Raw genomic sequence first — 24,558 nt, 5'->3', positions numbered from 1 at the left:
ACGCCGTTCCGGGGCTGGAGGCGAGGACCAGCCCCGGAACAGGGCGTATCGATTTCGCCCGCGTCGGCCGCGAGGTCAATCGGCCGATGGGCCGCCGACCAGCAACAGTGACTTGCCGACCGTGGCGCGTGCCGCCAGTGCTCGGTGGGCGTCAGCGGCCTGCTCCAAGGGATAGGTCGCGCCGATCGCGGGACGTAGGCGCCCCTGCGCGGCCCGCTCCAGCGCCAGGCCCAACAGTTCGCGCACGGTCTGCTCGTCCGGTGGGCCGTCCAGAAGCGGACTGAACACCCGTACGCCGCGGCGTGCGGCCACCTCGGGGTCCGGGGCGGCGAAGCCCTCGGCGGTGCCGTAGGTGACGAATCGGCCGCCGTCGGCCACCGCATCGAAGGCGACCGTGCCCAGTGGGCCACCCGCCCCGTCGTAGACCAGTGCGGCGCCGTCACCGGTCGTCTCACGGACCCGGTCGGTCCAGCCCGGCCGTGTGTAGTCGACGGTGGCCTCCGCTCCCAGCTCGCGGGCCAGGGCCAGCTTGGCGTCGCTGGACGCGGCGGCCACCACCCGCGCCCCGGCGTCGACGGCCAGTTGCACCAGCAGCGATCCGGCTCCGCCGGCGGCCGCTGTGACCAGCACCCATTCGCCCTTCTGCGGCGTGCCCAGCCGGTCCAGGCTGAGCGCGGTCACACCGTCGTGCACCAGCGCCGCGGCCACCTCGATGGCCAGCCCGTCAGGCACCGGCGTGATCTCCTCGACGTCCGCGACGACTCGCTCGGTGTAACCGGTACTGGTCCGTACGACCACCCGCCGGCCGATCCATGCCCGGTCGACCCCGGCGCCGGTCTGCACCACCGTGCCCGCTCCCCCGCCACCGGGCACGTAGGGCAACGTGCGGGGGAAGAAGTCCTGTCCCCAGCCACCGCGCAGCAGGGTGTCCAGGAAAATGACGTCCGCTGCCGCCAGGCCGACGACGACCTGGCCGGGCCCGGGCGCCGGGTCCGGCAGTTCCGCGAGCGACAGCACTTCCGGACCACCGAAGGCAGCCACTTGAATGGCACGCATGTGTAGCACCCCTCACGTGAGACAGCATCCCGATCAGTGTTCAAGCTGAACCTTGATTGAGGTCAACACGCACGCTCAGGTAGCTCCGAAATCACGTCAGGCGGCACGCCTGGTCCGCATCTCAGCGCCAACTCGCCACACTCGACAAACAACGTGTACGGCTCACTGCGGAACTCCGTACCGGTGAAGCGGCTGGCGGGGGAATTCGTCGTCGATGCCGATTTTGACGTCGGTGAGCCCGCCCTGCCGAAACCGGTGCCGGCGGCGCCGTCCGACCGTGGCGCGGTCCGCTCACGCCGTCCGCGAGGGAGGTCTGGATCGCCGACGGGGCGCCGAGGTTGACCGCATACCCAGCGATCGCCTCGGTCGGCGCGCCTCGTGCGGGCCGACCCGGCGAGCCCGGCGGCGCGGTAGCGGGCCAGCCACCGCAGCGGCACTCGATTCGGACGCGTCACCGCATGCAGGCATACATTGAGGTATATGAGTAAGCCGGACGTGGTTGATAGGCGGGTGGCGTTTTCCTCTCTGGCGCCGTTCTTGCCGTGGTGCCGCTGGTGGCGGTGCTCCTGGTGGGGTCCCTCTGCTTTGGGTGGGACTGGACGACGGACCGCGGCGCTCGGCATGCGTCTGCGACCGGCATCCTCACCATACTGATACTCGGCGCCGTTGCCCTTGGGACTCGTTTTTAGCCTGTGGTCCCTGTGGCGGCTGATGTCGGTTCCGGTTTCGTAGGCGGCTGCTGGTGCGCCATCGACCACGTCGAGGTGCCGCGAGTAGCCGGGCTCCTCGCGGCCGGCGGCTGGACCGTGGACGAGGTCCGGACGACGCTGGCCAGCTCACCGGACGCGGCCGACGCCCCGGACCCGGGCGCGCAGGAGAAGTGACGCGGCACGCGATCGACGACGCTCCGCGATTCGCGTGTCGCGCACACATCACCGGGCGTAATCCCGGAGGACGAAGTCTGATTATCCGAGCGTCCAGGTGAACACGTTGCCGGCGACAACAGGGACTATAGGGAAGCCAACCATGAAGCCGCCTTGATCCGAGCATGTAGTTGCATCACCCGGAGAAGGTTCAAGCTTGAAAGGTCCAGGAGTTATCACGCAACCCTGGAAGACGCGGCCCTCCGAGCCGTCCGGGGTCCAAGTAGTTTCGAAGGTATCTTCTCTATGAACAAAAATGTAGTCCGCTCTCAATGGGACGGTGCATTCACCATTACCGACTCTCCGCCAGCCTGCCGTATTCATGCTCCCTCCGGCGGCCCACCCTCTGGCGATGTAAGCTGTGAATCCCGATTCATTGCACGTTTTGATATGCCTGAAGTCGTAGCGCTGCTCGTACTTTCTGCCGTCGGTGAACTGGGTAGGCTCGTTCTTTGGAGGTCTAAATCCAGATACGTGTTTCACATAGTCGCAGGCGGGCTGCAGAAAGCCACCACACGGGCCGCTCATCGTCAGTTCCTGACTTCCCATCGCGGCGTTCGCGGGCGTCGAAACCTGGCCATCGGGCGCCGAGACCTCCGCGCCGGAAGCAGCGGCAGGAAACGCAGCCACACCTATAGTCGATACTGCGATGGTTTTCAATATTAATGATCTAGTTCTCATTTCCCCTCATTTCAACGTCACATGTTGGGGCAAAGTGTGTGCGCTTGTCGATTCCACTAAGCCATGAAGCGTCGATGTGCCGAATTTCGGCCTTGACGTACGCGTTTAGCTTGGCTTGAAGTATCAAAAGACTCTGCACGCTGGCGTCGATCCTTGCAGAGAAAGTGGCGGGCGGCTGAGATATCGATAACAACGTTCAATCTTGCCGTTCAACCTCCGGCGCTCGCCTGGCATCGCCGCGGAGCAGCTCGCGGCGCCCCCGAGGGCGACTACGGTGCGTGCCGGTGGACGAGCCGATCAGGTGGCGCCGAGCGCCGGCCGCGCGTTATCTGCGGCATGCGGCATGAGTGAGCCATGGCCGGCTCCGGCATGCTCGTCAGCGCAGGACGCTCGCCACGACATGGTGTACGTCTTCGACTGGCGGCTCGCCGCGGTGCTCGGTGAACAGCAGCTGCACAGTGCCGATCAGGGTCGCCGCCAGCACCTGCACGTCCGCGTCGGCGGCGATCCGGCCGCGGTCGCGCTCGGCTGCCAGATAGCCGGCCACCGCGGCGACCGCCTCCCCCACCAGGGGGAACCGGGCGGTGCCGGCCGCACGCAGGCGGTTGCGCAGCTCGTCGCGGGCGATCGTGAGCACGATGATCGCGGACATGACCGGCTCGAAGAGTTCGAACATCGCGCCGGTGAGGTTGCCGGCAACGGTCCCGGTCCCCGTCGCGTCGCGAAGCGCGGCACCTTGCGCCTCGACCCACGCTATGCGGTCGAGCACCAGATCGACCAGGAACGCGTCGAAGTCGGCGAAGTGCCGATGCAGCACGCCCTTGGCAACTCCGGCCTCATCGGTGATCGCGCGGCTGGTCAGCGCCGCGACCCCGCCACGGATGAGCACCCTCACGGCCGCGTCGAACAGTTGCTGGCGCGGATCGCGCAGAGCTACGCCGGTCGGCATGGGATGCTTTCGCTTTCCTAGTGGGCGGTTGCCCACTAAAGTGGGCGCATGGTCACTCTACCGCCGCAACCTCACGAAGTGCGCCGCGTCGCAGAGTCGTTCGGAAGCGATCCGGCGCGCTACGACCGCAGTCGGCCGCCGTATCCGGACGCACTGATCCAGCACATCGTCGCCGCCGCGCCGGGCCCCGCGTTCCTCGATGCCGGTTGCGGGACCGGAATCGAAGCCCGCCAGTTCCGCGCCGCCGGGCGCACGGTCCTCGGCGTCGAGCCCGACCCCCGGATGGCCGAATTCGCCCGCGCGAGCGGCATCGACGTCGAGGTCGCCACCTTCGAGACGTGGGAGCCGGCCGGCCGCGCCTTCGACGCGATCGTCTCCGGCACGGCCTGGCACTGGGTCGACCCTGTCGCCGGAGCCGCCAAGGCAGCCGAGGTTCTGCGCCCGGGCGGCGTCCTCGCGCCGTTCGGCCACGTCTACGAACTGCCGTCACCGATTGCCGCGGCGCTCGCTGAAGGGCTACGCCGGGCTGCGCCCGACCTGCCCTACCGGCAGCCGACCGGCTCCATCCTCGACGGCTACCGCGCCCTCTACGACCGCGCCGCCGAGGGAGTCCGCGCGTCCGGCTGCTTCGCCGAACCCGAGATCCGCCGTTACGACTGGCAGCACACCTACACCCGCGACGAACTGCTCGACCTCATCCCGACTTCCGGCGGCCTCGCGAGCATGCCACCAGACAAACTCACCGAGATCCTGTCGACGGTCGCCGCCGCGATCGACGGCGACGTCACCCTCGCCTATGCCACCTGGTGCCTGACCGCTGTCCGCAGGTAACCCGCCGACGCCGCTCGCCGCGACAGGCAGCGCTAGTCACACACCCGGATGACCTGCATCAACAAAGTGCGCTCACATCGTCAAATCCTTGCGCTCACAGAGCCGACGGCACACTCTGAGCGGACCAGGAGCACCCGATCCCGTTCATCGAGGACCACCGCGATGACACCGTTCAACGGCAACGGAGCATGACCGATCTTGGTACGCGGGGAGACGACGAACTCGGGAATGGGCATGCGAGCCACCCTACGAAGGACATGCCATGATTCGGCGCCGCAGTCGCGCAAGGTAGCTTCCGTCCGTCCAGGCCACACCACGGCAGACCGGCACACGTCGCCGGATTCTCTCCGTCCGGAGAGCACGTCCATGTGACTAACGTGCGCCCCGACTGATCGGGCCGCTGCCGCCGGACACCCCCGTGTGACCGGTCCGGCGGCGCCGGTCAGACCGTGGAGCAGGCGGAGCCGTTCAGCGCGTACCCCGCGGGTGCTCCGGCGTTGCCGGTGTGCGTGGCCTGATATCCGATGGTGACGGAGGCTCCCGGAGCGACCGTGCCGTTGTGGCCGGCGTTGCGGGCGGTGACCTGACCGGAGGCCGGGGTGTAGGTGGCGTTCCAGCCGTTGCCGATGGTCTGCCCGGACGGCAGCGTGAAGGTCAGGCTCCAGCCGTTGAGTGCGGTCGCACCGGTGTTGGTGACGGTGAGGTTCGTGGTCAGCCCGGTGTTCCAGGCGGTGACGGCGGCACGGACCGAGCAGGAGCCGCCGGCCGGCGATGTCGAGGGCGACGGTACCGGTGGCGTCGAGGGCGACGGTGTCGTCGTGTCCAGGCCGAAGAAGGCGATCGCCATACGCGCCATGCCGCTCATCGGCATCGAGTGGCTGCCGCCGGCCACGCTGACCCCCTCGACCGGCGCCTGGGTCGTGTTCGCGCCGTAACGGGTGCGGGTCCAGCCCGGCCGCGGGGTGTCCGTCGCCGTCGGCGTCTGGCTGACACCGAGCACGTTGGTCCACTGTTTGATCTGCTCGCCGAAGTTGGGGTACCGCAACGTGGTGTCATCGGTGCCGTGGAACACCTGCATCCGCGGGCGGCGGCCGGTGTAGCCCGGATAGGCCGCGCGGACCAGGTCGCCCCAGGCCTGCGGAGTCCGGCTGACCTGGCCGTTGGCGCACGCGCTGTTCCACAGCGAGCCGTTGGTGGTGGCGAAGCAGCCGAACGGCACCCCGGCGAACGCGGAACCGGCCGCGAACACATCCGGATAGTCCCCGAGCAGGACGTTGGTCGTCATGGCGCCGGACGAGGCCCCCGTGACGAACGTGCGGCCGACGTCGGTGCCGTAGCGCTGCTGCACGTACCGGACCATCGACACGATCCCGACCGGATCGCTGTTGCCGTTGTGGGTGAGCGCACCGGGCGTCGAGACGTCGAAGCAGTTCCCGGAGCGGGTCGCCGACGGGTAGACGACGATGAAGCCGTACTGGTCGGCGAGCGACGCGAACTCGGTCCCGGAATGGAAGGCGGGGCCCGAACCGGTGCAGTAGTGCACCGCCACGAGCAGGGCCGGGCGCGGGGCGAGCCGATCCGGAACGTACAGATGCATTCGCAGGTTGGTGGGATTGGTGCCGAAGCCGTTGACCTCCTGGAGGGAGGCCGCTGCGGCCGGGCCGGCCTGCAGGGTGATCCCGGTGGCGATCGCCGCCGCTGTCACGGCGCCGGCTAGCAGGGTGCGCCAGATTCTTCTCATCACTTGCCTTTCGGGGGGTGGGGACGGGTGGCCGCGATGTGAATGTGGGGATCTCACGGTGCACGCCTTTGCCGACGGCGGACGACCGCGGTGGCGCCAGACGCGGCACCACGGCAAGCTATCGACCATCGTCATTCTGGAAGTTAGCCAACCCATCCGATATTTTCAACAACCGCCGACGCTTGCCGTAGCGAGGCCGAGGACCATATGGCTGCACGACTCTTCATCGAGCGCGGTGGCGCGTCCGAAACTTCCGGAGACTGCCGGACTCGGATATGCGATGCTGCCCCCGGGCCTGCGCGACGAGTGATTCACGGCCTATCCCGGCCCCGTGATCCGGCGGCCACCGTCTGATCAGGCACTCACCATGGTCACGGTCTGTCCGGGAAACCGTCCCCGGGTGGCCTCCTCCACCATCGCCGCCGCGACCGTCGCCCGGCTCACCCCACTGGGGAACAGCCACCTCGGGGCCGGTTGAGCGACCCGGTGGACGAGATGCTCGCTTCCGTCCGTTGGTCACGGGCTTCGGGCTGGCCACCGAGCCACTGCCGGCACCGCTGGACCTGCCGCCGGTGCCGATCGTGTGCAACGGGCATCAGCGGTACGACACCGACCCCGGCCACGCCTGGCTCCGCGACCGGACCGGGGACGCCCTGAGGACGATTCTCGGCGCCAGCCGATCCGCCGCGCCGGTCGAGACGCCGTGAGCGGCACCGATGATCGTCGCCGCGATCCGCCCCGCCCTATGGTGCTGAGCGGGTCGTCGCCTGGATGTGGTCGACGATGGCCCGACGGCCGGCCCGCGCCTCCGGGACCGGCAACAACGGGTAGACGTGCACCGCGCCCTCCTCCTCGTGGTAGGTCAGCGGCACCGACGACGGCAGACGATCGCGCAGCAGACGGCAGTCGGGCAGGGTGATGTCGCGGGTGCCGACCAGGATCTGCAGAGGCGGCAGCACGCTCAGGTCGCCGAAGATCGGGCTCAGCCGTGGGTCCCGCAGAGGCACGTCACCGGCCCATGCGGCGGCGAGTGGCCGCAGCCCGGGGCGTTGGAGCCACGGGTCGTGCGGTTCGACGGCGTCGACCTCCGGATTGCTGATCGACAGGTCGAGCCACGGTGCGATCGCGGTCACCCCCACCACACCGCCTGCGGCGGCGCCGACGGCCTGGGCGGCCAGGAGGGCGAGGCCGCCGCCGGCCGAGTCGCCGGCCAAGTAGCAGCGCCGGCCCCGCGCGACCTCGGCGGCGATCACCCGGGTCACGAACTCCCGTGCCTGGAGGCCGTTGTGCGCGGGCGCGAGGCCATAGACGGGCACGACGACCTCATGCCCGGTACGCCCGGCGAGATACGCGATGAGCGCCCAGTGCTGCCGCACGATCTCGCTGGTGTAGGCGCCACCGTGCAGGTAGATCACCGTGACCCCGGTGTCAGGCCGGCCGGCGCTCACCCGGTGCAGGTCGAAACCGTGGTCGCGGGAGGTGCCGACCGTGTACTTCCTGGTGATCGACGACGGCGGAGCGGACGGGCCCTTGGGACGCGCGAGTGAACGCAGCCCAGCCTCGGCCGTGGTGAATCTGCGCCGGTAGACGAGCCGGGTGAAGGCCGCTACGACATTCATCTGCCAGCTCGTCACGACGCCTCGCTCACATCGCAGTGAAGATCACGGCACGGCCGGCGGCCGCCGGCCGGGGAGACAAGCCCGGCACGTCGACGATCGTCACCAACGGCGGCGAGCGGCTCTCTCCCCTGCTCGGCGGTGATCGCGAAGCGCACTCCCCACATGGCGCCGATCATAGGGCCACCCTGGCGACAAAATCCTCCGGCGAACTCCTGCCGCATGGTCCGGCGCCCAGGACCACGACGAGACTCCGCGGAAATCCGCTCGCCCGGTCGTTCGGCCGCGGCTAGATTCCAGCTCTCACATCGACTCAATGGGGTGGCTGCATGCGTGTTCGCGTCGGTTCCGGCTTTATCATCCGTTCGTCCGACGTGAGGATTCGTAGAAGTGGATCTGCCACGTAGTTTTGTCGTCCGGGAGCGGGACCACCGCATCCACAACCCGTTCACGGCCGGGAAACTGGCCACGCTGGGTGCGGCGATCCGGTTGCGGCCGGGCATGTCCGTGCTGGACCTGGCCTGCGGCAGCGGGGAGATGCTGTGCACGTGGAGCCGTGACCACGGTATCACCGGCACCGGCGTCGACATCAGCACCGCCTTTCTGGCCTCCGCCCGTGCCCGCGCGACCGAGTTGGGCGTACGGGATCGGGTGTCGTTCGTGCACGGCGACGCCTCCGGCCATGTCGCCGAGAGCCGGGTGGACGTCGCGGCCTGTGTCGGCGCCACCTGGATCGGCGACGGTGTGCCCGGCACCCTCGACCTGCTGGAGCGCAGCCTGCGTCCCGGCGGGACCGTGCTGGTCGGTGAGCCGTTCTGGCGGCTCGACCCCCCTGATCAGGAGGCGGTCGAGGGCAGCGGCGCGTCCGCTCGCGACGACTTCCAGGACCTGCCCGGTCTGGTGGAGACGTTCGGGCGGCTCGGCTGGGACCTGGTGGAGATGGTGCTGGCCGACGACGACAGCTGGGATCGGTATGTGGCCGCCCAGTGGCTCGCCACCCGCACCTGGCTCGACGAGAACCCGGATGACGAACTCGCACCCGCGCTCCGCGCCGAACTGGACACCGCCCCGCTGCGGTACGTCCGTTACCAGCGGCGCTACATGGGCTGGGGCGTGTTCGCCCTGAAGCGGCGCTGACCGCTGACAGAGCTGGCCGCTGAAGGCGCTGGCCGCTGATCGTGGAGGGGCCGCCGCGCCCCTCCACGATTCGTCACCCGTCCTCAGCCGGCCGTGAACGCGGCGGGCATCGCTCGACAAGGTCGCGGCGGCCGGCCGTATCGACCGCGGGCCCGGCGGAAGGGTTCCCCAGCCGGCTCAGGCGCGGGGCTCGAGAACCACGACAGTGGTCGGTGACGAGCGCAGAGCGGCGAAGTCGTCGAGGTCCGGGCTGGTGGTGCGCCACTTCGCCCAGAGCCGGTCGCGTTCGGCGCCCTCGGCTGCCCGGCCCCGCACCCGCCGCGACCCACCGGGCAGCTGGGCATGCGCATCCGGGTGGGCCTGCAGGTTGAGCCACCAGGCGGGTTCGCCCTCACCCCAGCCGTTCATCGCCAGCGTGAACAGGTTCGGCCCGTCCTCGAGGTAGGCGAGGATCACGCCCCGCTCCTGTCCGCTGCGGCGCCCGGTCGTGGTGAGCCGGAACATCCCCCACTGGGTGTCCTTGGGCCGCCGCAGACCGAAACGGCCGCCCGTGCCTTTGTAGAGTCCGCGGTGCACCACCCAGGCCGTTCTGATGAACCAGCGTGGCGGAACCTTGGCCGAAACCTGCTTGCCCGACATGGCGACCTCTCCGTGAACGATGCTCAGACTCTCCTCTGTGTCACCTGTGCGCACGCTGAGGGACGATGCGGCGACCTGAAATTTGGCATGCTGGCGCGATGCTGGATGTGCGGGTCTTCCTGGCGATTGTCTTCGCGCTTCCGTGGGGGTTGTGGTTCGTCGAGCGGGCCACCGGGGTGCGGCTGCTGTTCTTCGCGGCGATGGTGTCGGTGGCGATCGCGACATATGTCGCCGCGCGGTGGGTGTGGCGGCCGGCCGACCTCGCCGCGGCGACCGCACTGACACCGGTCGGGCCACGCCGGCGCCTGATCGGGTACTGCCTGCTCAGCTTCGTGTTGTTCCTGGCCATGTCGGGACTGGCTGTGACACTGAACGCGGTGACCGGCATCTATCCGGTCGATCTGGACGGGTTCTCCGCGCTGCGGCACTTCTATGAGGCGGAGACCGGGCCGCAAACCGGGCTGGAGGCCGCCGGGCAGACCGGGGTGCCGTGGGGGCTCGTCGGGCAGGCGCTGCTGGCGAACCTGCTGCAGTTCGTGCTGATCCTGCCGCTCGCGTTCTGCGAGGAGTGGGGCTGGCGCGGCTACCTGTTGAACCGGCTGCGCGACCGGTGGGGCACCTGGCCGGCACTGATCACGATCGGGGTGATCTGCGGGGTCTGGCATCTGCCGTTCTACGTGCCGATGGGGCCGGAAGAGGCGCGGTCGCTGCTGCCGTTCACGATCTTCTGCGTCGTGTTCGGAGTGCTGCTCGGGATGCTGCGGCTCGCCGCCGGGTCGATCTGGCCGGCGGTGGTCGGTCACGCGGTCAACAACACCGTCGTGTTCGGGTTCGTGCAGGTGGTGGTGGCCGACCAGGCGGCGGAGTCGCGGATCGACGGGTGGCTGACCGGGCTCAGCGGCTGGCAGGGCTGGCTGATCATGGGAATCCCGATCGCGGTGCTCGCCGTCCGTACCCGAAGATCGATTGATGTGGGAAACCCGACCGACGGGAGCGGTGACTCCCGGAAACGCGCCAGTTACCCCGAGTAAGGCGGGAAGCCTCGGCGACCGGAGGACCGTCCCCCTCATGAATAAAACCGCAAGTATCGCCACCGCCCTCGCGGTGGCCGGCACGGCCGCGCTCGTGCCCGCCACAGCCGCCGCGGCCCACACCCCGGTCACCGGCGGATGCGCGCCGGCCCGGCCCGGCTCCGGCTTCTACGCAGGGGGCCGGATCGCCTCCGCACCGGTGACCGTGCCGGCATCGGCGTGCACCACCATCGCGGTCTCGCACATCCGCGACATCCACCGCCCGTCCGACAACTGCCAGACGTTCCTGCTGGCGTTCGTGTCGCCCGATGGCGGCGACTACACCTACAGCGAGCCGGTGCAGGCCTGCTCGACGACGCCGCGGCAGCGCACGGTGCTGGCCCGCAACGTGCCCGACGGCACGGTGTTCCGCGTGTTGTACCAGGTCGACTACATCGAGCCCGAGATCCAGACCGTCCGCTTCACGGTCTGGCGTTGACCGCACCAGAAGGCGCTGCGCACCGCGCAGCGCCTCGCCGGAGCGTCAGACGGCCTCAGCCCTGCGCGGGCGGGCCTTTCACGAAAACGGGGCAGTGCCGCACCGGATCGGCCGGCGGGACCATCGTGAACTCGCCGAGGACCCGCGCCGACGCCCTGGTGATGCTGCGGACACCGCGTTCTTGCTGGTACGCCTGGAGCGCGCTCAGGTAGTGATCGCCGCCGACGGGGTAGAGCACCAACTGCACGCCGTCGATGTAGGCGCAGGCCGACTCGTCGCGGCCCCAGCCCATGACCCAGTGGCCACGATAGGACTCGGCGAAGAAGCCGGCACGCTGCGTGCTGGCCGCCGCGGCGTCCACCTGCCCGCCCGGCCGTGAGACGGACGCCGCACCGGCCGGGCCGGCCAGGACGATCGGGCCGGCGACAACGGCCAGTGCGGCCGCCAGGGACGCGATCACGCGCATGAGATCTCCTCCGGTCCGTGGCCGCCTGGTCCAGGCGTGCACCACCGCCGAATTAAATCACGTGCGTCGATACATTGCGCTCCGCGGGGTCGCGGCCGGCGGCCGGCGCGGCGAGAGTCCTCTGGGCGGTGCCGTGCCAGTGCGCGGCGCCCGGCGAGGTCTGCCTGACGATCCGGTCGGGCGCCGCGGGCGCGGGCCAGAACTGGACCAGGTACCGCTCCGGCGGGTCGTCGGTCAGCTGGTCCTCGTTGTCGAAACCGATCGCGCAGTACCGCGCCCGGTAGGTGCCCTGCTCCAGCGCGAGCGCCACCGGCGGCGAACTCGAACTCACCAGCCACACGTCCGGATCCACCGGGGTGAACGACGCCTCGACGACGTCGGGCCACATCTCGCCGAGCGGCGGCTCGGTGTCGTGCCGTTCGATGCGCAGCGGCACGTTTCCGGTGTGCAGACCGGTGGTGAAGATCAGGTTGCCGGGTTCGGCCGCCCCGCACAGGCCGTTGACCTGGCCGTCGCGTCCGTAGCCGACGGCGTCGGCCTCCTGTCCGCCGAGGAAGAACAGGTGGAACTCGGTGTGGACGAAGTCGTCGAACAGCACCCGCATGCCGGTCAGGATACGGACGGCCAGGGTACGAGGCAGCCCCGCTCTCACCGGCGGGTGGGGTGCCCGATACCGGCCGGACCGCGAATGGCACGGTGACGGCATGGATTTGACCGTGATCCTCGGCCCGATGAAGGGCGGCAAGTCGCTGGAGATGATCAGCCTGCTGTCGCCGTTGCAGTACGCGGACATCCCGCACCGCGTCTACCAGTCGGCGCGCCACGGCCGCGACACCGCGGTGACGTCGCGTTCGGGCGGCAGCCTGCAGACGGTGAAGGTGAGCTCGCTGGCCGGGGCCGCGGACGGCGGGGTCGAGGTGATCGGCGTCGACGAGATCCACATGTTCACGGTCGACGACATCGCCGTGCTCGGGGCGGCGGTCCGTTCCGGCATCAAGGTGGTCGTCGCCGGTATCGACCTGGACCACCGCGGCCAGCTGTTCGCGCCGGTGCGGGCGCTGTTCGAGCTGGCCCCGGCCGAGGTGATCTACCGGCGGGCGGTGTGCGACGTGTGCCGTTCGCTGGACGCGACGCACACACAGGTGCTGGAGCACGGCAAGCCGATGATCCGGGAGCTGGCGCCGTCGACCGCGCTGCCCGACGACGGCACCTACACCTATGAGGCTCGCTGCCGGCGCTGCGTCGTCCTGCCCTGAAAGAAGTCCTGCCCGGAGAAGAAGTCGCCGTGCCCGGAAAGAAGTGGCCCGGAAAGGGTGCGGGGAACTGGCCGGCTCAGGTCAGATCCTCCAGCAGGCGATAGAGGCGTGCGGCGTCGTCGGATCCGGGCGACGGCACCGGAGTCCCGCGGCGCAGAGCGGTCAGCGGCGCGTCCGGCGGATCGGCCAACAGGCCCGCCAGGGGTGCGGCCGCGGTCGCCGGTGAGGCCCCGAACAGGGCGGCCAGGACACCGATGACCCAGCGCATCGGCCGGCCGAGGTAGCGGTGCATGCCGCTGTCGACGAACAGCGGGTTGTACAGCACGTACCGGACAGAGGTCGAAGGGTGACGGGCGGCGAACCCGGCGCCGAGCAGGTCGTTGGCCCGTGCGCCCTGCATGGTCGCGGCGAGCAGCGAATAGCCCCGGGTGAGCTGCGGATCGTCCCAGTGGATGCGCCCGGCGCGGATGCCGCCGACGCCGCAGAGGTTGAGGATCACCGGCCGCGGCGCCCGTTCCAGAGCCGGCCGCAGCCCTTCGGCCAGCAGATGCCTGGCCAGCACCCCGATGGCGAACGTCTGCTCGAAGCCCTCGGCGGTGACGATCCGCCGCGGCGAGAAGCGGCCGGCCGACAGGACCAGGGCGTCGATTCTTCGCGGCAGCCGCTCGATCAGGGCCCGGGTCTCCTTGACGGAGGACAGGTCGGCGTCGGCGCTGCCCAGGGCCACGACGTTCCAGCTGTCCTCGAGGCGGGCGGCGAGGGCCCGGCCGATTCCGCGGGTCCCGCCCGCGATCACCACAGTGCGCATACTGGAATCGTCGAGGCTGCCCGGCCAAGCCCGAAAGAAGGCACATTGATGTCACCGGTCCTGCCGCTGCCCGTGACCCCGGCCGACCGCGCGACGTGCGCGGCCACCGACATCCTGCGGATGGTCGGCGAGAAATGGAGCGTCCTGGTCCTGGCGATCCTCGCCGACGGCGGGCCCTACGGCTTCAACCAGCTCGATCGGACGATCGAAGGTCTGAGCCGCCGCATCCTCACCCGCACCCTGCGCGCCCTCGAGGCCGACGGGCTGATCAGCCGGCGGCAGACCCCCGAGCGGGTCGAATACACCGTCACCGACCTGGGCCGGTCGCTGCTGCCGCTGGTCGTCGCGGTCGGCGAGTGGGCGATCGAGAACGCCCCGCGCATCGAGGCCGCCCGTCAGCGCGGCGGCTCGCGGTAACGGTGGTGGATCGCGCTCGCCCGGGGGCCCTCAGCAGGGCTGTCACATCCGCGCGCCCGCGTTCGTCCATCCCGGTATGAAGCACATCCTCGTCACCGGTTCGACCGGCACCCTCGGCCGGCAGGTGGCCGGCCTTCTGCGCACCCGCGGCGCCGACGTGCGCGGCCTCAGCCGCCGCCCCGGCCAGGCCTATCAGGGCGATCTCGCGACCGGGGCCGGTCTCGACGCGGCACTCGACGGCGCCGGCGCCGTGGTGCACTGTGCCAGCGACACCCGCCGGTTCGGCAGGTCCGACATCGACAGCACCCGCAATCTGCTGGCCACCGCCTCCCGCACCGGCCATCCACATGTGATCTTCGTGTCGATCGTCGGCGTCGATCGGATCCCGTACCCGTACTACCGGATCAAGCTGGAGGCCGAGGGCCTGATCGACGCCTACGGCGGCACGATCCTGCGGGCCACCCAGTTCCACGACTTCGTCCTCGGCGGCGCCCGGATCGCCGCCCGGCTCCCGCTCGTGTTCGCACCCGACGTGCCCGTCCAGCCGATCTCCACCCAGGACGTGGCCGCGCGCATCGCCGACCTCGTCGACACCCCGGTTCCCGGCCGCGCCGCGGACCTGGGCGGGCCCGAAGTGCTCCGGGCGCCAGAGGTGTTCCGGTCCTATCTCGCGGCCACCGGCAGCCGCCGCCGGCTGGTCCCGGTCCGGCTGCCCGGCGCCACGTTCCGCGCCTTCCGCGACGGCGCGCATCTGGCGCCCGCCAACCCCTCCTCGGGCGAGCGGTGGTCCGATTTCCTCACCGCCCGATTCCCTGCCACCGGTACGACGTAAGCCGGCCCGCCCTCTTCGCCGATCGTCACATGGTCCACGACCCGCGACCTCACGTAGTCTTCCGCGGGTGAGAGAGATCGTGACCTATCTGGAGATGACAGTCCGTGACCAACTCACGCCAGCCGATCCGGTGCCCGGCCTGACGCTGGAACCCTTGGACCGAGACTCGCCGTTGGTCGTCGCGTTGCAGGTCCGGATCGGTGCCCCCTACGGCTGGAAGTGCGCGAGCCGTACCCGGGAAGAGTGGACCGCCTGGCAGGCCCAGCACCCGGACCGGCTGTTCTGGCTGCTGTCCTTCGAGGGCGAGCCCGCGGGCCTGGCCGCCTACGATCTCCACCCCGGCAACGAGGTGGAGATCGAGACCTTCGGGCTGGTGCCGGAATTCGTCTCCAGGCGCCTGGGCGGTTACGCGTTGACGCTCGCGCTGCGGAAGGCCTGGGACCTGGCTCCCGCGGTGGAGAGGGTCTGGCTGCACACGTCGTCGCTGGACCACCCCAACGCTCTGCCCAACTATCAGCGCCGGGGTCTGCGCCCCTTCAAGACGGAGGAGGGCGAACGTTAGATCCGCGAGCTGATCGTCTCCGCCGGCCATCCCGGCCGGCACGTCTTACGGGCGCAGTCGAGCCTTGAGGTCGTGTTTCACCGTTGGCCAGTCGTCGTCGGTGATGGCGTACATGACGGTGTCGCGCCATGAGCCGTCGGCGCGGCGGCGATGCTTCCGAAGGACTCCCTCACGGCTGGCGCCGAGCCGCTCGATCGCGGCCTGAGCGCGCTCGTTGCGGATGTCGGTGACCAGCGATACCCGGATCGCGCCGAGGGTTTCGAAGGCGAAGCCGAGCATCAGTAGTTTCGATTCGGCGTTCGCCCCCGTGCCCCACCACGGCCGTCCGAGCCAGGTGTATCCGATCGTCAGGGTGCGCAACGTCGGGTCGGGGTCCGCGAAGGACGTCGTGCCGGCGAACCGGCCCGTCGCCGCGTCGATCTGAGCGTAGGGGAACCGGACCCCGCGGGCCCGGGCGGCGAGCGCGGCCACGATGTGCGCACGGGCGTCCTCCACGGTCGCCGGCCGGGTCAGCGCCCCGCCCGAAGGGCTCTGCCACCGGAAGATCTCGGCCGCGTCCTCGCTGTCGCCGACTGCCGCGAGATAGTCCGTCGCGTGTTCGTACCGCAGAGGTTCGAGCCGGATCCGTTCGCCGGCCAGAGCCGGCATCGCATACCAGAGGCCATTGTCGATCACGGCGGCATCATCGCAGCCGCGAACCCTTCTCGCCGCTGATATATGTGTCGGCCACCGCGCGGGTGGCAGCACCGTACGGCCCGATGCCGAACCGGCTAGCGGCAGAGGAGGAGCAGCTTGAAGGCCGCGTAGCAGGAGACGGTCAGGGTGATCGTGACGGCGAGCGGACCGCGGGCGAGGACCAGGCCTGCGCCGCCCACCAGCAGTGCCCGGAAGCCGGCCAGCGGGGCCCGGCGCTTCGCGAGCCCGGCACGCTCGCCCTCGAAGAAGAAGATGGTCGGCTCCCTGGTAGCGGTCTCGGGACCGCCGATGAAAGCACGCCCGGCCACGATGATCAAATCAGCGGTCGGTCATGGCCCCCTGCCCGCTCCGGCCGATCCGGGGCGCGAAAAAGGAGTTGCCGTGCCGGTGTCGGCATGCGACCGTTCGCAGCCGTCGGGCCGAAAGGCTCACTCCCCTGCCGAAAGGGCACCACAGCACAGATGAGCACTCCGACCATGGATCACGAGTTCGCCGACCGGTGCCGCCGCTCGCTCGCCGACGAGCAGGCCGCCAGCCTCGCCGCGACCGGCGGCTGGGCGCACGTCGACAAGGACCGGGTCCACAGCGACTGGCGCGAGCTGTACGGCGAGATCGCGGCCGCCATGACCGGGGGCGCCCGGCCGGAGGACGAAACGATCCAGGACCTCGTCGGCAGGCACTACGCCATCGCGTGCCGGTTCTACACCCCCAGCCCGGACGCCTACCTCGGCATGGCGCTGCTGTACGCCGAGGACGACGCCATGAGGGACTTCCACAACGCCTACCACCCGCAGATGGTCGAGTTCCTCGGCGCGGCGATGCGCCGGTACGCCGAGACCCGACTCTGACCCGCGCTGTGGCGGTGCGGACCGCGGCTGCCGCGGTCCGCACCGGTCAGGCGGACTCCCCGGCAACCGCCGGCCGGTACCCGCCGTGCGAACCGGCCAGGGCGTCCGCCACCAGCGCGGCATCCGCCTCGGCGACGTCGGCCGGGTACTCCGGCAGGAGGTCGTCCCAGACCATCAGCCAGGATCCGTACATCTGTGCCTGGCCCTCCGGCCGGGCGAAGAACCAGACGTGCAGGTGGGCGGCGCCGTCGCCGATCCGGTAGACGTGGGCGCGGGAGATGTGCGGCAGAGCCTGCATGTGGCGAACGATGCGCGTGGTCAGCAGGCCCAGCTCCGCGGCGAGCTCGTCGGGGAGATCGGCCATGTCGTGGTGATCACGCGGGAACAGCATGAGCGCCAAGGGCACGCCCACTTTCGTGACCCGGGCGAGCCGCCAGTGGTCGTTGAGCCAGATCCCCTCGTCCCGCTTGCGGCACATGCCGCAGTTCGCCGGGTCCTCGCCGTGCCGGTCGGGTTCGGGCAGCACCGGCGGGCGCAGCGCCGCGACGCGCAAGCCGTCCTGTTCGAACGGACTGATGTCCCATTCCGTCATGCGCGCCAGGGGCAGCCTTCGCTCGCTGTCCGCGACGGCGACGGCGTGTTCGTAGAACTCGTCCGGATTCAAAGGCATGATCCAAGACTAGTACGGCCAAGATCCACGGCCATCCATCGCCCCGGATCGCGGATCCTGGGTTGTGTCAGGATCGCACGGTGACTACCGCTTCGGTGTACGCCGAGTTCGCCGCCCTCGAGGCTCACGGGGTTTCCCCCACTTATGAGCGGCTGTCCCTCGCGGTCGCCGGCAACCCGACGATCCTGGGCCTGCTCGACGGCCTTCCGCCGGCGAAGCGGCAGCCGAACCTGCTGTTCGGCGTGGTGCGGCTGCTCGGCGGCCCGGTCGGCGATCCGTCGGACTTCCACGACTTCACGGTCGCCAACTGGGCCGAGGTGGAGGCGAACCTGCGTACCCGGTCCACCCAGACGAACGAGCCGGGCCGTTGTGCGGTGCTGCTGCCCGTACTCGCGAAGCTGCCGCAACCGCTCGCCCTCCTGGAGGTCGGTGCCTCCGCCGGCCTCGGTCTCTACCCGGACCGGTACTCCTACCGCTACGGCCGGCACCGGCTCGGCAGCGACGGCCCGGTCCTCGACTGCGCCCTCACCGGCACGCCGCCGCCGGACCGGCTGCCCGAGGTGGCGTGGCGGGCCGGCCTCGACCTGAACCCGTTGCGGGTGACCGATCCCGCCGACGTGGCCTGGCTGGACGCCCTGATCTGGCCGGAACACCAGCACCGCCGCGACCGGCTGCGGGCCGCCGCCGCGATCGCCGCCGCCGACCCGCCGCTGCTGATCCGCGGCGACCTCGTCGACGACCTGCCCGGCCTGGCCGCACGGGCTCCCGCCGGCGCGACTCTGGTGGTCTTCCACACGTCGGTCCTCTACCAGGTTCCCGCGGCGAGGCGAGAAGCATTCGATCATCTGGTACGGACACTGCCCGGTCACCGGATCTCGGTCGAGGCGCCGGGCGTCGTCGCCTTCGACAGCCTGCCACCCGCGCCCGACGACACGCTGCACAACGTCCTCGCCCTCGACGGCCGGCCACTGGCCTGGGCCCGTGGCCACGGACAGGCCGCGACATGGTTCGGTGCCTGACAGCCGTCACTGCTGTCTCGTGCGGGCGTGCCGACGCCGGTCGAGGACGACCAGACAGCCCAGAACCGTCAAGGCCCCCGCGACAGCTCCCGGCTTGCCGGACAGGTGAAGCAGACGGCCGCCGGCGTACCCCAGCACGGCGCCAACCAGGCACCACGCTGTGACCGTCGCCCAGCCGGCAAGGTTCAGCCGCACGCTCCGGAACAGCCGGACATCGACCAGACGTGCGCGCCATCGCGGCACGGGCCGGTACTCGGCGAATCGACGTCGCACTCCACACCCTCCTGGCACCACCCGAGCGGTCGGCTCATGCTCTCGCGAAACGGGCTGGCGGAGCCAGATCGGACCATCATGAGGCGGGCCGGCGGGCTGTCCGGAAGCGGTCGCCCTCAGGAGCCTCCACATCGCGACGGGTCGTCAACGGCGCCGGCACCCACCGGTTCATGACGGCGGCCGGCGAATGATTCTTCGGCGCTGTGGGCAATTCACGGCCATGGATGACGGCCGCACCGCCACGTCGTACACCTTCGGCAGCTTGCTCGTGCGCACGGCCGCGGTGCTCGCCGCGTTCATCGCGCCGATGGCCTTCGGCATAGCGGGGGCGGCGGGGTTGTTCGGCGCCGATCGCGTGTGGCAACGGATCGCCTTCGTGCCGATCGGCTTCGTCATCGGGGCCGTCTACGGGTACCTGGCGCTGTTCCGGATCGCGTACCGGCTGCGGATCGCCGACTCACGACTGCACTGGCAGGCCGTGCTGCGCGGCGGCAGCGCACCGCTGGCCGACGTGCGTCAGGTGGTGCCGCATCCGAAGAACTACACGACCGTGGTGCTGGCGGACGGGCGGCGGATCCATGCCGCCGGTGTCCACGACGTGTGGCCGTTTCTCGATGGGTTGCGCCGGGCGGCGCCGCACATCCGGGTCGACCAGCCGATGGGCCTGTGGACACCGCAATGGTTCCGGGCCGAAAGATGACCGCCGGAGCGAAGAAACACTGGTGGCGAGCGTAGAGCGCGGTGGCAGGAAGGCATGCCGCATCGACGGTTCATCAGGTCCAGGTCGACAGCCACCTCGTCATCGACTCCGGCGCGGCCAGTCGCAGATCTCCGTGCGGCTCCCAGCGCACCCAGCCGGGACCGAGTAGACCCAGAGTGACGAGCTGAACGCCGTCTCCGTCGGCGAACTCGAACCACAGGTCGGGCCAGCTCATCCAGTCCATGATCTCGGTGTCCGGACACAACCGCAGCGCCGCCAGCAGCGCGATCAGGGCCTCGTCAGTCAGGTCCGCGAGCAGCGACGGCGGCGTATTCTCGTGTCGTTTCCGAGCCGCTTCAACCCGGCCTCTCCGGTCGAACACCCGGACGCGGCAAGCGCCGCTCAGCACTTCCGCCAACCTTCGCACCAACTCGTCGGCCGACGTCGCGGATAGACCGTGTCGGCCCGGCTCGGTGCTCACCGGCGCATACTCCCACGCGGCAAGGCGATCGTCGCCGATGCCCGTTGCCAATGAAGCTTGTCCGTGTGCCACTGAACCTTGTCTCTGGGTGCGCCGAACGAGTGACGGTTCCGCCCACGGCAGCTGGCGAGACGAGGCGCTTCCAGCAGCGAGCGACGTGCGACAGCATGAAGCCCTTGGGGCATCATGATCGGATGCGGGACACGCCACCTACGCAGCCGTTGTTCGTCACACCGACTGGAGCAGAGGTTATCGGGTTCCAGGCTGAGGGCGACGAGGCTCTGCGGTGGTGGGAACAGCTGCGGCTGGCCCATCCGGAGAGTGGGCTTTGGCCGCTGCTGATGGATGCCGACGCCCCTGAGCAACTGACCGAGTCGTACCCCTCTAACGGGCAGGTCTGGTCGGCGGCCGACGCGCAGGCGCTGAACGGCGCCGCGCTTCTGGCCGAACGCGGCGAGCGGTACCTGAGCACCAGTTCCCCGAGCTACGCCGCGGAGCTGCGCGCCGAACTGGCCGGTGAAGGAGTATGGCCTGAGAAACCGGAACGACCCGGATTCGGGCTCCCCTACGGCTGGGACGGGGAGCCGACCGAAGTCACCGTCGCTCTGGTGCCCGCCACCGCACCGTGGCTGGTGCCGGTGACCCTGCAGCACAGTGTTTTCTGGGAGCCGGACCCGGCCGAGCATTCCGCGATCATGCGTTACTGGCACGGCCGGTACGGAGCCGAACCGGTCGTCTGGACCGACACAACCCTCGAATACGCCGTCGCCCGCCCGCCGACTACCCCGCCCCACGCTCTGGCCCTGGCCTGGGAATACCGGCAGTACAACGACGGCGAGTTCGACTACTATCGCGCTGCCACCCTCACCGAGCTGGCCGCCGGTCTGATGAATGCCCCGGTCTGGCGCGTGTGGTGGGACTGATCTGAGCATCCGGACCATCGTTGTGCCCGTCGTCTAGGAGACGGGCACAACGGTCTTCCAGCAGTGCCAACACCCGGACGTGGCAGATTCGGATCCCTTGCGGCGATCATCGCAGTTCCAGTTCGGGCTACGCGAAGACCGAACTCGGCCTCGATCAACACCAGCGTCGCCGCTGACGGCCTGGCACCGCTGGACCACCCTCGTCATCGCCGCCCACGCCTTCCTCGCCGCCGCGACCACACCATGCACCGCCAACGCCGAGGGCTTGATCCCCATCACGGTCAACGAGCTCCGCCGGCTCTTCCACGACCTGATCATCAAACCCGCAGCCCGTATTGCCACCGGGATCGCATGGTCCCCTTTTCCGTCGCCGCCATCAACAAACAGCGAAGATCAGCCACTACGGCCGGCAAGCCCTCAACGAGCCTTGAAAACGGATCTCCTGCTGGAGTATTAGCCCTGTCGTTGAACTGGAGAAACCGAAGACGATGGAGGACTGCACCGACGCCTGATCGTGGTGGCTACCCTCGTGGGCCGAGCCGTCCGGAACCCGGCCCACGAGACGAACAGGGCTACGTTCCGCTGGGTAAAGCGCCGAGATCCTGGTGATCCTGTGTGACAATGTGCGCTCGGTGAGTACTGCCGAGGGAGCCCATTGGGCGGTTATGGGGATGTTTGCATGCCGGGAACGCACGTGATCGCTGCACTGCTCATCTCAGTCATGATGATGTCGCCGGCACAGGCGTCGGCAGTCGACCCGCCCAATGACCACGTCACCATCGAGAAGCTGAAGGTGAATGGCACAGGGTGCCGAGCGAACACGATCGCGGTCGGGGTGTCGCCCGACAACCAGGCGTTCACCGTGATGTACAGCGCCTACCTTGCGCAAGCCGGCGCCGGCGCCGGGAACAAGGATCAGCGTCGCACCTGCAGCATCACCGTTCGGCTCAACGTCCCGGCCAACATGCAGTACGCCATTTCCGCCGTCGACTACCGCGGGTTCGCCCACCTCGAACCGGGTGCTTCGGCCACCCTATCGGCGCGCTACCACTTCCAGGGCACCGGTGCGCCAACGTACACCGTGCACTCCTTCGCGAGTGGACTGGACGACGGATGGCAGGTCACCGACTCGGTCGGCAGCGGTCTTGTGTTCAGTTCGTGTGGTAAGGACCGGAAGGTTGATATCGACACCGAACTGCGCGCGACGGCGGACCGGGCCGATGCACCCACCAGCCTGATCGCCATGGATTCGACCGACAGCGAGGTCGCCAGCACCTACCACCTCACCTACCGAAACTGCTGAAAGCTGCATGTCGCAGCACCATCAATCCCTCATTGGGATCAGCGCTGCCAGCGCAAGCCACTTCACCCGCCAGGCACTCATGGCACCTGAAACGGTTCTCCTGCTGTAGTACTACACAACCTGTGTTCCGCGAATGGCCGCTGGCGATGGTGGGAGCCTCGGGCGTTCTGACGTTCGTCAGCAGCTTTCTTCCGTGATGGGTCCTACATTCGACACCGACATGCCGAGCGACGGACCAGCCCTGTACGCCTACTGCCTACGCCATGCACGACTGGTCATCGGCCGCTACCGCGATGCCGGCCACACCTTCGCTGTGGACTGCGCGAGGCCAGACTGCACCCTGGTAGACACCCGTCTGTGGGTACCGGCCGTCCCCACCGCGCCGGCTGCGGCCCCGGTTGGCACGTGCGTCACCGGGCCCGGCCGGCCTGTCGTCGACACGGCGCTGACCAGTGTCTCGGCGACGACGGCCGGACGCAGGCGAGGATGACGCTGTCCGGCGATCGCTGGACCGACCTACTCGTCCAGCTGACTGAATCCGCTTACTTCGAGGACGAGGTCGCCGTCGAGACCGGCGATGCGCCGCAGAACAGCGCCGACTGTCGCTCGCTGGTCGACACAATCTCCGCCAAGCTGGGCGGCCCGGACCATCCCCGCGTCAACTGATTCGAGACTCCATCACTGGCGAATCCTCCGTGACCACCCGTAACGCGCGACTCGCGGCACGAGAGGGCGTGGCGCCAGCATGCGCGGGATCGTGGTCTTACCGTGAGGCCGTGTTCGTAAGGTATCGAGAACAACCATGACGGGCGAGCCTGTGTGGCCGCTCGCGAAGCTGTCGGCGCTACGGCTCGGCCGCCGTTTGGCGCTCGAGGTGCCCGCAACAGATCCGGGTCGGCGTGCCTTCGTCGACATCACACCGGGTGACGTCGAAGAAGACGCTCAGCCCGGACCGGTTCGAGTACGCCTGGGACACCGCCGACCCCCGGTAGCCCGGCCGACATCGTCTGGATCATCAGACGCGGATCGTTGATGGGCAGGATGTGGGTGCCCGGTTCGGTGTCGAGGCGTACTCGGTATCCGGTGGGTGAGCCGGTCTGCTCCCAGTCGGTGCCGACCACGGTGCCCGATCGGCTTCCGACGCGTACCCGTACTCCTGGCGGCAGACAGTCGTACGGTTCGACGAGGAGCGCGTCCAGCGTGTGCCGGACGCCGTCGAGCGAGCTGCGCAGGCTGGTGGATCGCAGTTCCCGGCCGAGGGTGATTGCCGCGTCGCGAACCCGCCGGTCGGGGTTGGTTCCGCCCGCGGTGAGCGCGGCGTCCACCCGGACCCACAGCTGCCATCGGTCGTCGTCGAGCAGGCGCCGGGCGGCCCGGTCGAGCGCGGCGCAGGCGATGTCGACGCCGGCGTCCTCACCGAGTTCGGCCGCCCAGGCGAGTTCGTCGGCGGGCGGCAGCAGTTGCGGCGCCTCGTGTTCGAGCACGGCGTACAGCATGGCGATGGCCGTCTCGCGGCCCTCACCGCTGTAGAGCGGGCCGATCCCGGCGGTGGCGCGCAGTGGCGGGAACCGCATGGTCAGGTGTGCGGCGCGGCCCAGCGGGAGTTCCGCGGCCGATCGGGCGTCGCGCACGCGAGCGTTGAAAGTGCGGTGTTCGCGAGCAGCGAACATCCACGCCCGGTGCTCGTCGGCGCCGATCGGGAACACCGGGTGGGTGGAACCGGCCGGCGTCGAGGTCCGCGCCGTGAGCAGGCGCGCAGCGACCGAATAGGCCACGCCGAGCTCGGTGGCCAGGGCTCGGATCGCGCGTTTGCGGGCGCGGTCGGGTACGGGTCGCCGGCTGCGGGTCTCGGTCATCGTGGTCCTCCCTCCCTCATCGTAGGTCTCATCCGTTGTACGGTGACAGGGCAGCGCGCCTGCACGAGCGTAGCGAGGTCCCCCACGCGGACCGCGCGTCAACGCCAAGAGGCTTCGACTCAGCGCACGCCACCCTTGCCGCTTCCGCGCGTCCGCGTGCGTCTCCTTGGGCGAGGTGCGTGGGGCTTCGCCGCGAGGACGTGAGTGTCGTGTTCGAGCGGTTCACCGACCGTGCCCGTCGGGTTGTCGTCCTGGCCCAAGAAGAGGCCCGGATGCTCAACCACAACTACATCGGGACAGAGCACATCCTGCTCGGCCTGATCCACGAGGGCGAGGGCGTCGCCGCCAAGGCTCTGGAGAGCCTGG

The 24,558-nt window shown here is 69.4% G+C and carries 33 protein-coding genes and 1 pseudogene; 19 read left to right on the top strand and 15 right to left on the bottom strand.

Annotated elements, in window-relative coordinates:
* Positions 1-75: 75 nt before the first annotated feature.
* The gene (locus tag QLQ12_RS34140; protein ID WP_282764876.1) at positions 76-1,056 is read right to left on the bottom strand and encodes a zinc-binding dehydrogenase; all 981 of its coding nucleotides are present in this window, start codon (positions 1,054-1,056) and stop codon (positions 76-78) included.
* Between the two features lie 701 nt (positions 1,057-1,757).
* Between QLQ12_RS34140 and QLQ12_RS34135 the strand changes: the two genes are divergently transcribed.
* A complete protein-coding gene (locus tag QLQ12_RS34135; RefSeq protein ID WP_282764875.1) occupies positions 1,758-1,940 on the top strand; it encodes a hypothetical protein in 183 nt (60 codons plus the stop codon).
* 81 nt (positions 1,941-2,021) lie between these two features.
* Here QLQ12_RS34135 and QLQ12_RS34130 read toward each other — a convergent pair whose 3' ends face one another.
* Both QLQ12_RS34130 and QLQ12_RS34125 read right to left on the bottom strand, forming a co-directional pair.
* Positions 2,022-2,660 carry a DUF1036 domain-containing protein gene (locus QLQ12_RS34130; protein WP_282764874.1) on the bottom strand — a complete coding sequence of 213 codons (639 nt, stop codon included), beginning with the start codon at positions 2,658-2,660 and terminating at the stop codon, positions 2,022-2,024.
* A 376-nt stretch (positions 2,661-3,036) separates the two neighbouring features.
* A complete protein-coding gene (locus QLQ12_RS34125) occupies positions 3,037-3,609 on the bottom strand; it encodes a TetR/AcrR family transcriptional regulator (protein WP_282764873.1) in 573 nt (190 codons plus the stop codon).
* A 78-nt stretch (positions 3,610-3,687) separates the two neighbouring features.
* Here QLQ12_RS34125 and QLQ12_RS34120 point away from each other — a divergent pair, with 78 nt between their 5' ends.
* Together QLQ12_RS34120 and QLQ12_RS47425 are read left to right on the top strand one after the other, a co-directional pair.
* Positions 3,688-4,440 (top strand): class I SAM-dependent methyltransferase, encoded by a 753-nt coding sequence (locus QLQ12_RS34120; protein WP_282764872.1) that lies wholly within the window; start codon positions 3,688-3,690, stop codon positions 4,438-4,440.
* 284 nt (positions 4,441-4,724) lie between these two features.
* Positions 4,725-4,832, top strand: a pseudogene (locus tag QLQ12_RS47425) (hypothetical protein); the annotation flags it as partial.
* 50 nt (positions 4,833-4,882) lie between these two features.
* Here QLQ12_RS47425 and QLQ12_RS34115 read toward each other — a convergent pair.
* On the bottom strand, positions 4,883-6,181 hold the full coding sequence (locus QLQ12_RS34115; RefSeq protein WP_282764871.1) for an extracellular catalytic domain type 1 short-chain-length polyhydroxyalkanoate depolymerase: 1,299 nt from the start codon (positions 6,179-6,181) through the stop codon (positions 4,883-4,885).
* Between the two features lie 512 nt (positions 6,182-6,693).
* Here QLQ12_RS34115 and QLQ12_RS34110 point away from each other — a divergent pair.
* Positions 6,694-6,888, top strand: coding sequence for a hypothetical protein (locus QLQ12_RS34110; RefSeq protein WP_282764870.1), 195 nt, complete (start codon positions 6,694-6,696; stop codon positions 6,886-6,888).
* Between the two features lie 36 nt (positions 6,889-6,924).
* On the opposite strand, the gene QLQ12_RS34105 is transcribed toward QLQ12_RS34110, so the two are convergent.
* The gene (locus QLQ12_RS34105) at positions 6,925-7,800 is read right to left on the bottom strand and encodes an alpha/beta hydrolase fold domain-containing protein (RefSeq protein ID WP_282764868.1); all 876 of its coding nucleotides are present in this window, start codon (positions 7,798-7,800) and stop codon (positions 6,925-6,927) included.
* Positions 7,801-8,187: 387 nt separating this feature from the next.
* Between QLQ12_RS34105 and QLQ12_RS34100 the strand changes: the two genes are divergently transcribed.
* The gene (locus tag QLQ12_RS34100) at positions 8,188-8,934 is read left to right on the top strand and encodes an SAM-dependent methyltransferase (RefSeq protein ID WP_282764867.1); all 747 of its coding nucleotides are present in this window, start codon (positions 8,188-8,190) and stop codon (positions 8,932-8,934) included.
* Positions 8,935-9,111: 177 nt separating this feature from the next.
* Here QLQ12_RS34100 and QLQ12_RS34095 read toward each other — a convergent pair whose 3' ends face one another.
* Entirely contained in the window at positions 9,112-9,573 is a 462-nt protein-coding gene (locus QLQ12_RS34095; protein WP_282764866.1) for a nitroreductase/quinone reductase family protein, read from the bottom strand.
* 98 nt (positions 9,574-9,671) lie between these two features.
* On the opposite strand from QLQ12_RS34095, the gene QLQ12_RS34090 reads away from it, so the two are divergent.
* Positions 9,672-10,604: a CPBP family intramembrane glutamic endopeptidase gene (locus QLQ12_RS34090; protein WP_282764864.1), complete on the top strand. Its 933-nt coding sequence runs from the start codon at positions 9,672-9,674 to the stop codon at positions 10,602-10,604.
* A 37-nt stretch (positions 10,605-10,641) separates the two neighbouring features.
* Positions 10,642-11,082, top strand: a complete 441-nt coding sequence (locus QLQ12_RS34085) for a hypothetical protein (RefSeq protein WP_282764863.1) — start codon at positions 10,642-10,644, stop codon at positions 11,080-11,082.
* A 55-nt stretch (positions 11,083-11,137) separates the two neighbouring features.
* On the opposite strand, the gene QLQ12_RS34080 is transcribed toward QLQ12_RS34085, so the two are convergent.
* Together QLQ12_RS34080 and QLQ12_RS34075 are read right to left on the bottom strand one after the other, a co-directional pair.
* Positions 11,138-11,548, bottom strand: coding sequence for a tyrosinase family oxidase copper chaperone (locus QLQ12_RS34080; protein ID WP_282764861.1), 411 nt, complete (start codon positions 11,546-11,548; stop codon positions 11,138-11,140).
* Positions 11,549-11,600: 52 nt separating this feature from the next.
* Entirely contained in the window at positions 11,601-12,152 is a 552-nt protein-coding gene (locus QLQ12_RS34075; RefSeq protein ID WP_282764859.1) for a hypothetical protein, read from the bottom strand.
* Positions 12,153-12,252: 100 nt separating this feature from the next.
* Between QLQ12_RS34075 and QLQ12_RS34070 the strand changes: the two genes are divergently transcribed.
* Complete coding sequence (locus QLQ12_RS34070) at positions 12,253-12,804, top strand: thymidine kinase (protein ID WP_282764857.1); 552 nt, start codon at positions 12,253-12,255, stop codon at positions 12,802-12,804.
* A 76-nt stretch (positions 12,805-12,880) separates the two neighbouring features.
* Here QLQ12_RS34070 and QLQ12_RS34065 read toward each other — a convergent pair whose 3' ends face one another.
* Positions 12,881-13,612, bottom strand: a complete 732-nt coding sequence (locus tag QLQ12_RS34065; protein WP_282764856.1) for a Rossmann-fold NAD(P)-binding domain-containing protein — start codon at positions 13,610-13,612, stop codon at positions 12,881-12,883.
* Positions 13,613-13,660: 48 nt separating this feature from the next.
* Between QLQ12_RS34065 and QLQ12_RS34060 the strand changes: the two genes are divergently transcribed.
* The 3 genes from QLQ12_RS34060 to QLQ12_RS34050 all read left to right on the top strand — a co-directional run bounded on the left by QLQ12_RS34060 (position 13,661) and on the right by QLQ12_RS34050 (position 15,423).
* Positions 13,661-14,029 (top strand): winged helix-turn-helix transcriptional regulator, encoded by a 369-nt coding sequence (locus QLQ12_RS34060; RefSeq protein WP_282764854.1) that lies wholly within the window; start codon positions 13,661-13,663, stop codon positions 14,027-14,029.
* Between the two features lie 76 nt (positions 14,030-14,105).
* Complete coding sequence (locus QLQ12_RS34055; RefSeq protein ID WP_282764853.1) at positions 14,106-14,861, top strand: SDR family oxidoreductase; 756 nt, start codon at positions 14,106-14,108, stop codon at positions 14,859-14,861.
* A 67-nt stretch (positions 14,862-14,928) separates the two neighbouring features.
* Positions 14,929-15,423 (top strand): GNAT family N-acetyltransferase, encoded by a 495-nt coding sequence (locus tag QLQ12_RS34050; protein WP_282764852.1) that lies wholly within the window; start codon positions 14,929-14,931, stop codon positions 15,421-15,423.
* Between the two features lie 45 nt (positions 15,424-15,468).
* Here QLQ12_RS34050 and QLQ12_RS34045 read toward each other — a convergent pair whose 3' ends face one another.
* Both QLQ12_RS34045 and QLQ12_RS34040 read right to left on the bottom strand, forming a co-directional pair.
* Positions 15,469-16,098 (bottom strand): GNAT family N-acetyltransferase, encoded by a 630-nt coding sequence (locus QLQ12_RS34045; protein ID WP_282764851.1) that lies wholly within the window; start codon positions 16,096-16,098, stop codon positions 15,469-15,471.
* Positions 16,099-16,193: 95 nt separating this feature from the next.
* Positions 16,194-16,427 carry a hypothetical protein gene (locus QLQ12_RS34040; protein ID WP_282764850.1) on the bottom strand — a complete coding sequence of 78 codons (234 nt, stop codon included), beginning with the start codon at positions 16,425-16,427 and terminating at the stop codon, positions 16,194-16,196.
* Between the two features lie 153 nt (positions 16,428-16,580).
* Here QLQ12_RS34040 and QLQ12_RS34035 point away from each other — a divergent pair, with 153 nt between their 5' ends.
* Complete coding sequence (locus QLQ12_RS34035) at positions 16,581-16,967, top strand: TipAS antibiotic-recognition domain-containing protein (RefSeq protein ID WP_282764849.1); 387 nt, start codon at positions 16,581-16,583, stop codon at positions 16,965-16,967.
* A gap of 46 nt (positions 16,968-17,013) precedes the next feature.
* On the opposite strand, the gene QLQ12_RS34030 is transcribed toward QLQ12_RS34035, so the two are convergent.
* Positions 17,014-17,637: a hypothetical protein gene (locus tag QLQ12_RS34030; protein ID WP_282764848.1), complete on the bottom strand. Its 624-nt coding sequence runs from the start codon at positions 17,635-17,637 to the stop codon at positions 17,014-17,016.
* An 80-nt stretch (positions 17,638-17,717) separates the two neighbouring features.
* On the opposite strand from QLQ12_RS34030, the gene QLQ12_RS34025 reads away from it, so the two are divergent.
* Entirely contained in the window at positions 17,718-18,656 is a 939-nt protein-coding gene (locus tag QLQ12_RS34025) for a DUF2332 domain-containing protein (RefSeq protein ID WP_282764847.1), read from the top strand.
* A 6-nt stretch (positions 18,657-18,662) separates the two neighbouring features.
* On the opposite strand, the gene QLQ12_RS34020 is transcribed toward QLQ12_RS34025, so the two are convergent.
* Positions 18,663-18,929: a hypothetical protein gene (locus QLQ12_RS34020; RefSeq protein WP_282764846.1), complete on the bottom strand. Its 267-nt coding sequence runs from the start codon at positions 18,927-18,929 to the stop codon at positions 18,663-18,665.
* Between the two features lie 220 nt (positions 18,930-19,149).
* Here QLQ12_RS34020 and QLQ12_RS34015 point away from each other — a divergent pair, with 220 nt between their 5' ends.
* Positions 19,150-19,629: a hypothetical protein gene (locus tag QLQ12_RS34015; protein WP_282764845.1), complete on the top strand. Its 480-nt coding sequence runs from the start codon at positions 19,150-19,152 to the stop codon at positions 19,627-19,629.
* 73 nt (positions 19,630-19,702) lie between these two features.
* Here QLQ12_RS34015 and QLQ12_RS34010 read toward each other — a convergent pair whose 3' ends face one another.
* Complete coding sequence (locus QLQ12_RS34010) at positions 19,703-20,161, bottom strand: hypothetical protein (protein ID WP_282764844.1); 459 nt, start codon at positions 20,159-20,161, stop codon at positions 19,703-19,705.
* A gap of 143 nt (positions 20,162-20,304) precedes the next feature.
* Here QLQ12_RS34010 and QLQ12_RS34005 point away from each other — a divergent pair, with 143 nt between their 5' ends.
* From QLQ12_RS34005 to QLQ12_RS33990, 4 genes are all read left to right on the top strand, one after another.
* On the top strand, positions 20,305-21,033 hold the full coding sequence (locus tag QLQ12_RS34005) for a DUF4253 domain-containing protein (protein WP_282764843.1): 729 nt from the start codon (positions 20,305-20,307) through the stop codon (positions 21,031-21,033).
* A gap of 79 nt (positions 21,034-21,112) precedes the next feature.
* Positions 21,113-21,490 carry a hypothetical protein gene (locus QLQ12_RS34000; RefSeq protein ID WP_282764842.1) on the top strand — a complete coding sequence of 126 codons (378 nt, stop codon included), beginning with the start codon at positions 21,113-21,115 and terminating at the stop codon, positions 21,488-21,490.
* A gap of 237 nt (positions 21,491-21,727) precedes the next feature.
* Positions 21,728-22,336 carry a DUF4360 domain-containing protein gene (locus QLQ12_RS33995; protein ID WP_282764841.1) on the top strand — a complete coding sequence of 203 codons (609 nt, stop codon included), beginning with the start codon at positions 21,728-21,730 and terminating at the stop codon, positions 22,334-22,336.
* A gap of 486 nt (positions 22,337-22,822) precedes the next feature.
* Positions 22,823-23,002 (top strand): hypothetical protein, encoded by a 180-nt coding sequence (locus QLQ12_RS33990; protein WP_282764840.1) that lies wholly within the window; start codon positions 22,823-22,825, stop codon positions 23,000-23,002.
* 248 nt (positions 23,003-23,250) lie between these two features.
* On the opposite strand, the gene QLQ12_RS33985 is transcribed toward QLQ12_RS33990, so the two are convergent.
* Positions 23,251-24,192 (bottom strand): hypothetical protein, encoded by a 942-nt coding sequence (locus tag QLQ12_RS33985; RefSeq protein ID WP_282764839.1) that lies wholly within the window; start codon positions 24,190-24,192, stop codon positions 23,251-23,253.
* 209 nt (positions 24,193-24,401) lie between these two features.
* On the opposite strand from QLQ12_RS33985, the gene QLQ12_RS33980 reads away from it, so the two are divergent.
* Positions 24,402-24,558: Clp protease N-terminal domain-containing protein (locus QLQ12_RS33980; RefSeq protein WP_282765048.1), on the top strand; the 157-nt coding region annotated here is incomplete at its 3' end.

This window comes from Actinoplanes sandaracinus (genome assembly GCF_030009775.1).
GTDB lineage: Bacteria > Actinomycetota > Actinomycetes > Mycobacteriales > Micromonosporaceae > Actinoplanes > Actinoplanes sandaracinus.
Note: the sequence above shows the minus strand (reverse complement) of the source record. Positions and strands in the feature narration are given on the sequence as shown.

Coding starts and splice junctions, on each gene's coding strand:
- QLQ12_RS33990 (WP_282764840.1), top strand. CDS start 22,823: ATGACGCTGTCCGGCGATCGCTGGACCGACCTACTCGTCCAGCTGACT.
- QLQ12_RS34090 (WP_282764864.1), top strand. CDS start 9,672: ATGCTGGATGTGCGGGTCTTCCTGGCGATTGTCTTCGCGCTTCCGTGG.
- QLQ12_RS34130 (WP_282764874.1), bottom strand. CDS start 2,660: ATGAGAACTAGATCATTAATATTGAAAACCATCGCAGTATCGACTATA.
- QLQ12_RS34015 (WP_282764845.1), top strand. CDS start 19,150: ATGGATGACGGCCGCACCGCCACGTCGTACACCTTCGGCAGCTTGCTC.
- QLQ12_RS34140 (WP_282764876.1), bottom strand. CDS start 1,056: ATGCGTGCCATTCAAGTGGCTGCCTTCGGTGGTCCGGAAGTGCTGTCG.
- QLQ12_RS34055 (WP_282764853.1), top strand. CDS start 14,106: ATGAAGCACATCCTCGTCACCGGTTCGACCGGCACCCTCGGCCGGCAG.
- QLQ12_RS34105 (WP_282764868.1), bottom strand. CDS start 7,800: ATGAATGTCGTAGCGGCCTTCACCCGGCTCGTCTACCGGCGCAGATTC.
- QLQ12_RS34115 (WP_282764871.1), bottom strand. CDS start 6,181: ATGAGAAGAATCTGGCGCACCCTGCTAGCCGGCGCCGTGACAGCGGCG.
- QLQ12_RS34095 (WP_282764866.1), bottom strand. CDS start 9,573: ATGTCGGGCAAGCAGGTTTCGGCCAAGGTTCCGCCACGCTGGTTCATC.
- QLQ12_RS34065 (WP_282764856.1), bottom strand. CDS start 13,612: ATGCGCACTGTGGTGATCGCGGGCGGGACCCGCGGAATCGGCCGGGCC.
- QLQ12_RS34035 (WP_282764849.1), top strand. CDS start 16,581: ATGAGCACTCCGACCATGGATCACGAGTTCGCCGACCGGTGCCGCCGC.
- QLQ12_RS34075 (WP_282764859.1), bottom strand. CDS start 12,152: ATGCGGGTGCTGTTCGACGACTTCGTCCACACCGAGTTCCACCTGTTC.
- QLQ12_RS34030 (WP_282764848.1), bottom strand. CDS start 17,637: ATGCCTTTGAATCCGGACGAGTTCTACGAACACGCCGTCGCCGTCGCG.
- QLQ12_RS34085 (WP_282764863.1), top strand. CDS start 10,642: ATGAATAAAACCGCAAGTATCGCCACCGCCCTCGCGGTGGCCGGCACG.
- QLQ12_RS34080 (WP_282764861.1), bottom strand. CDS start 11,548: ATGCGCGTGATCGCGTCCCTGGCGGCCGCACTGGCCGTTGTCGCCGGC.
- QLQ12_RS34060 (WP_282764854.1), top strand. CDS start 13,661: ATGTCACCGGTCCTGCCGCTGCCCGTGACCCCGGCCGACCGCGCGACG.
- QLQ12_RS34125 (WP_282764873.1), bottom strand. CDS start 3,609: ATGCCGACCGGCGTAGCTCTGCGCGATCCGCGCCAGCAACTGTTCGAC.
- QLQ12_RS33985 (WP_282764839.1), bottom strand. CDS start 24,192: ATGACCGAGACCCGCAGCCGGCGACCCGTACCCGACCGCGCCCGCAAA.
- QLQ12_RS34005 (WP_282764843.1), top strand. CDS start 20,305: ATGCGGGACACGCCACCTACGCAGCCGTTGTTCGTCACACCGACTGGA.
- QLQ12_RS34070 (WP_282764857.1), top strand. CDS start 12,253: ATGGATTTGACCGTGATCCTCGGCCCGATGAAGGGCGGCAAGTCGCTG.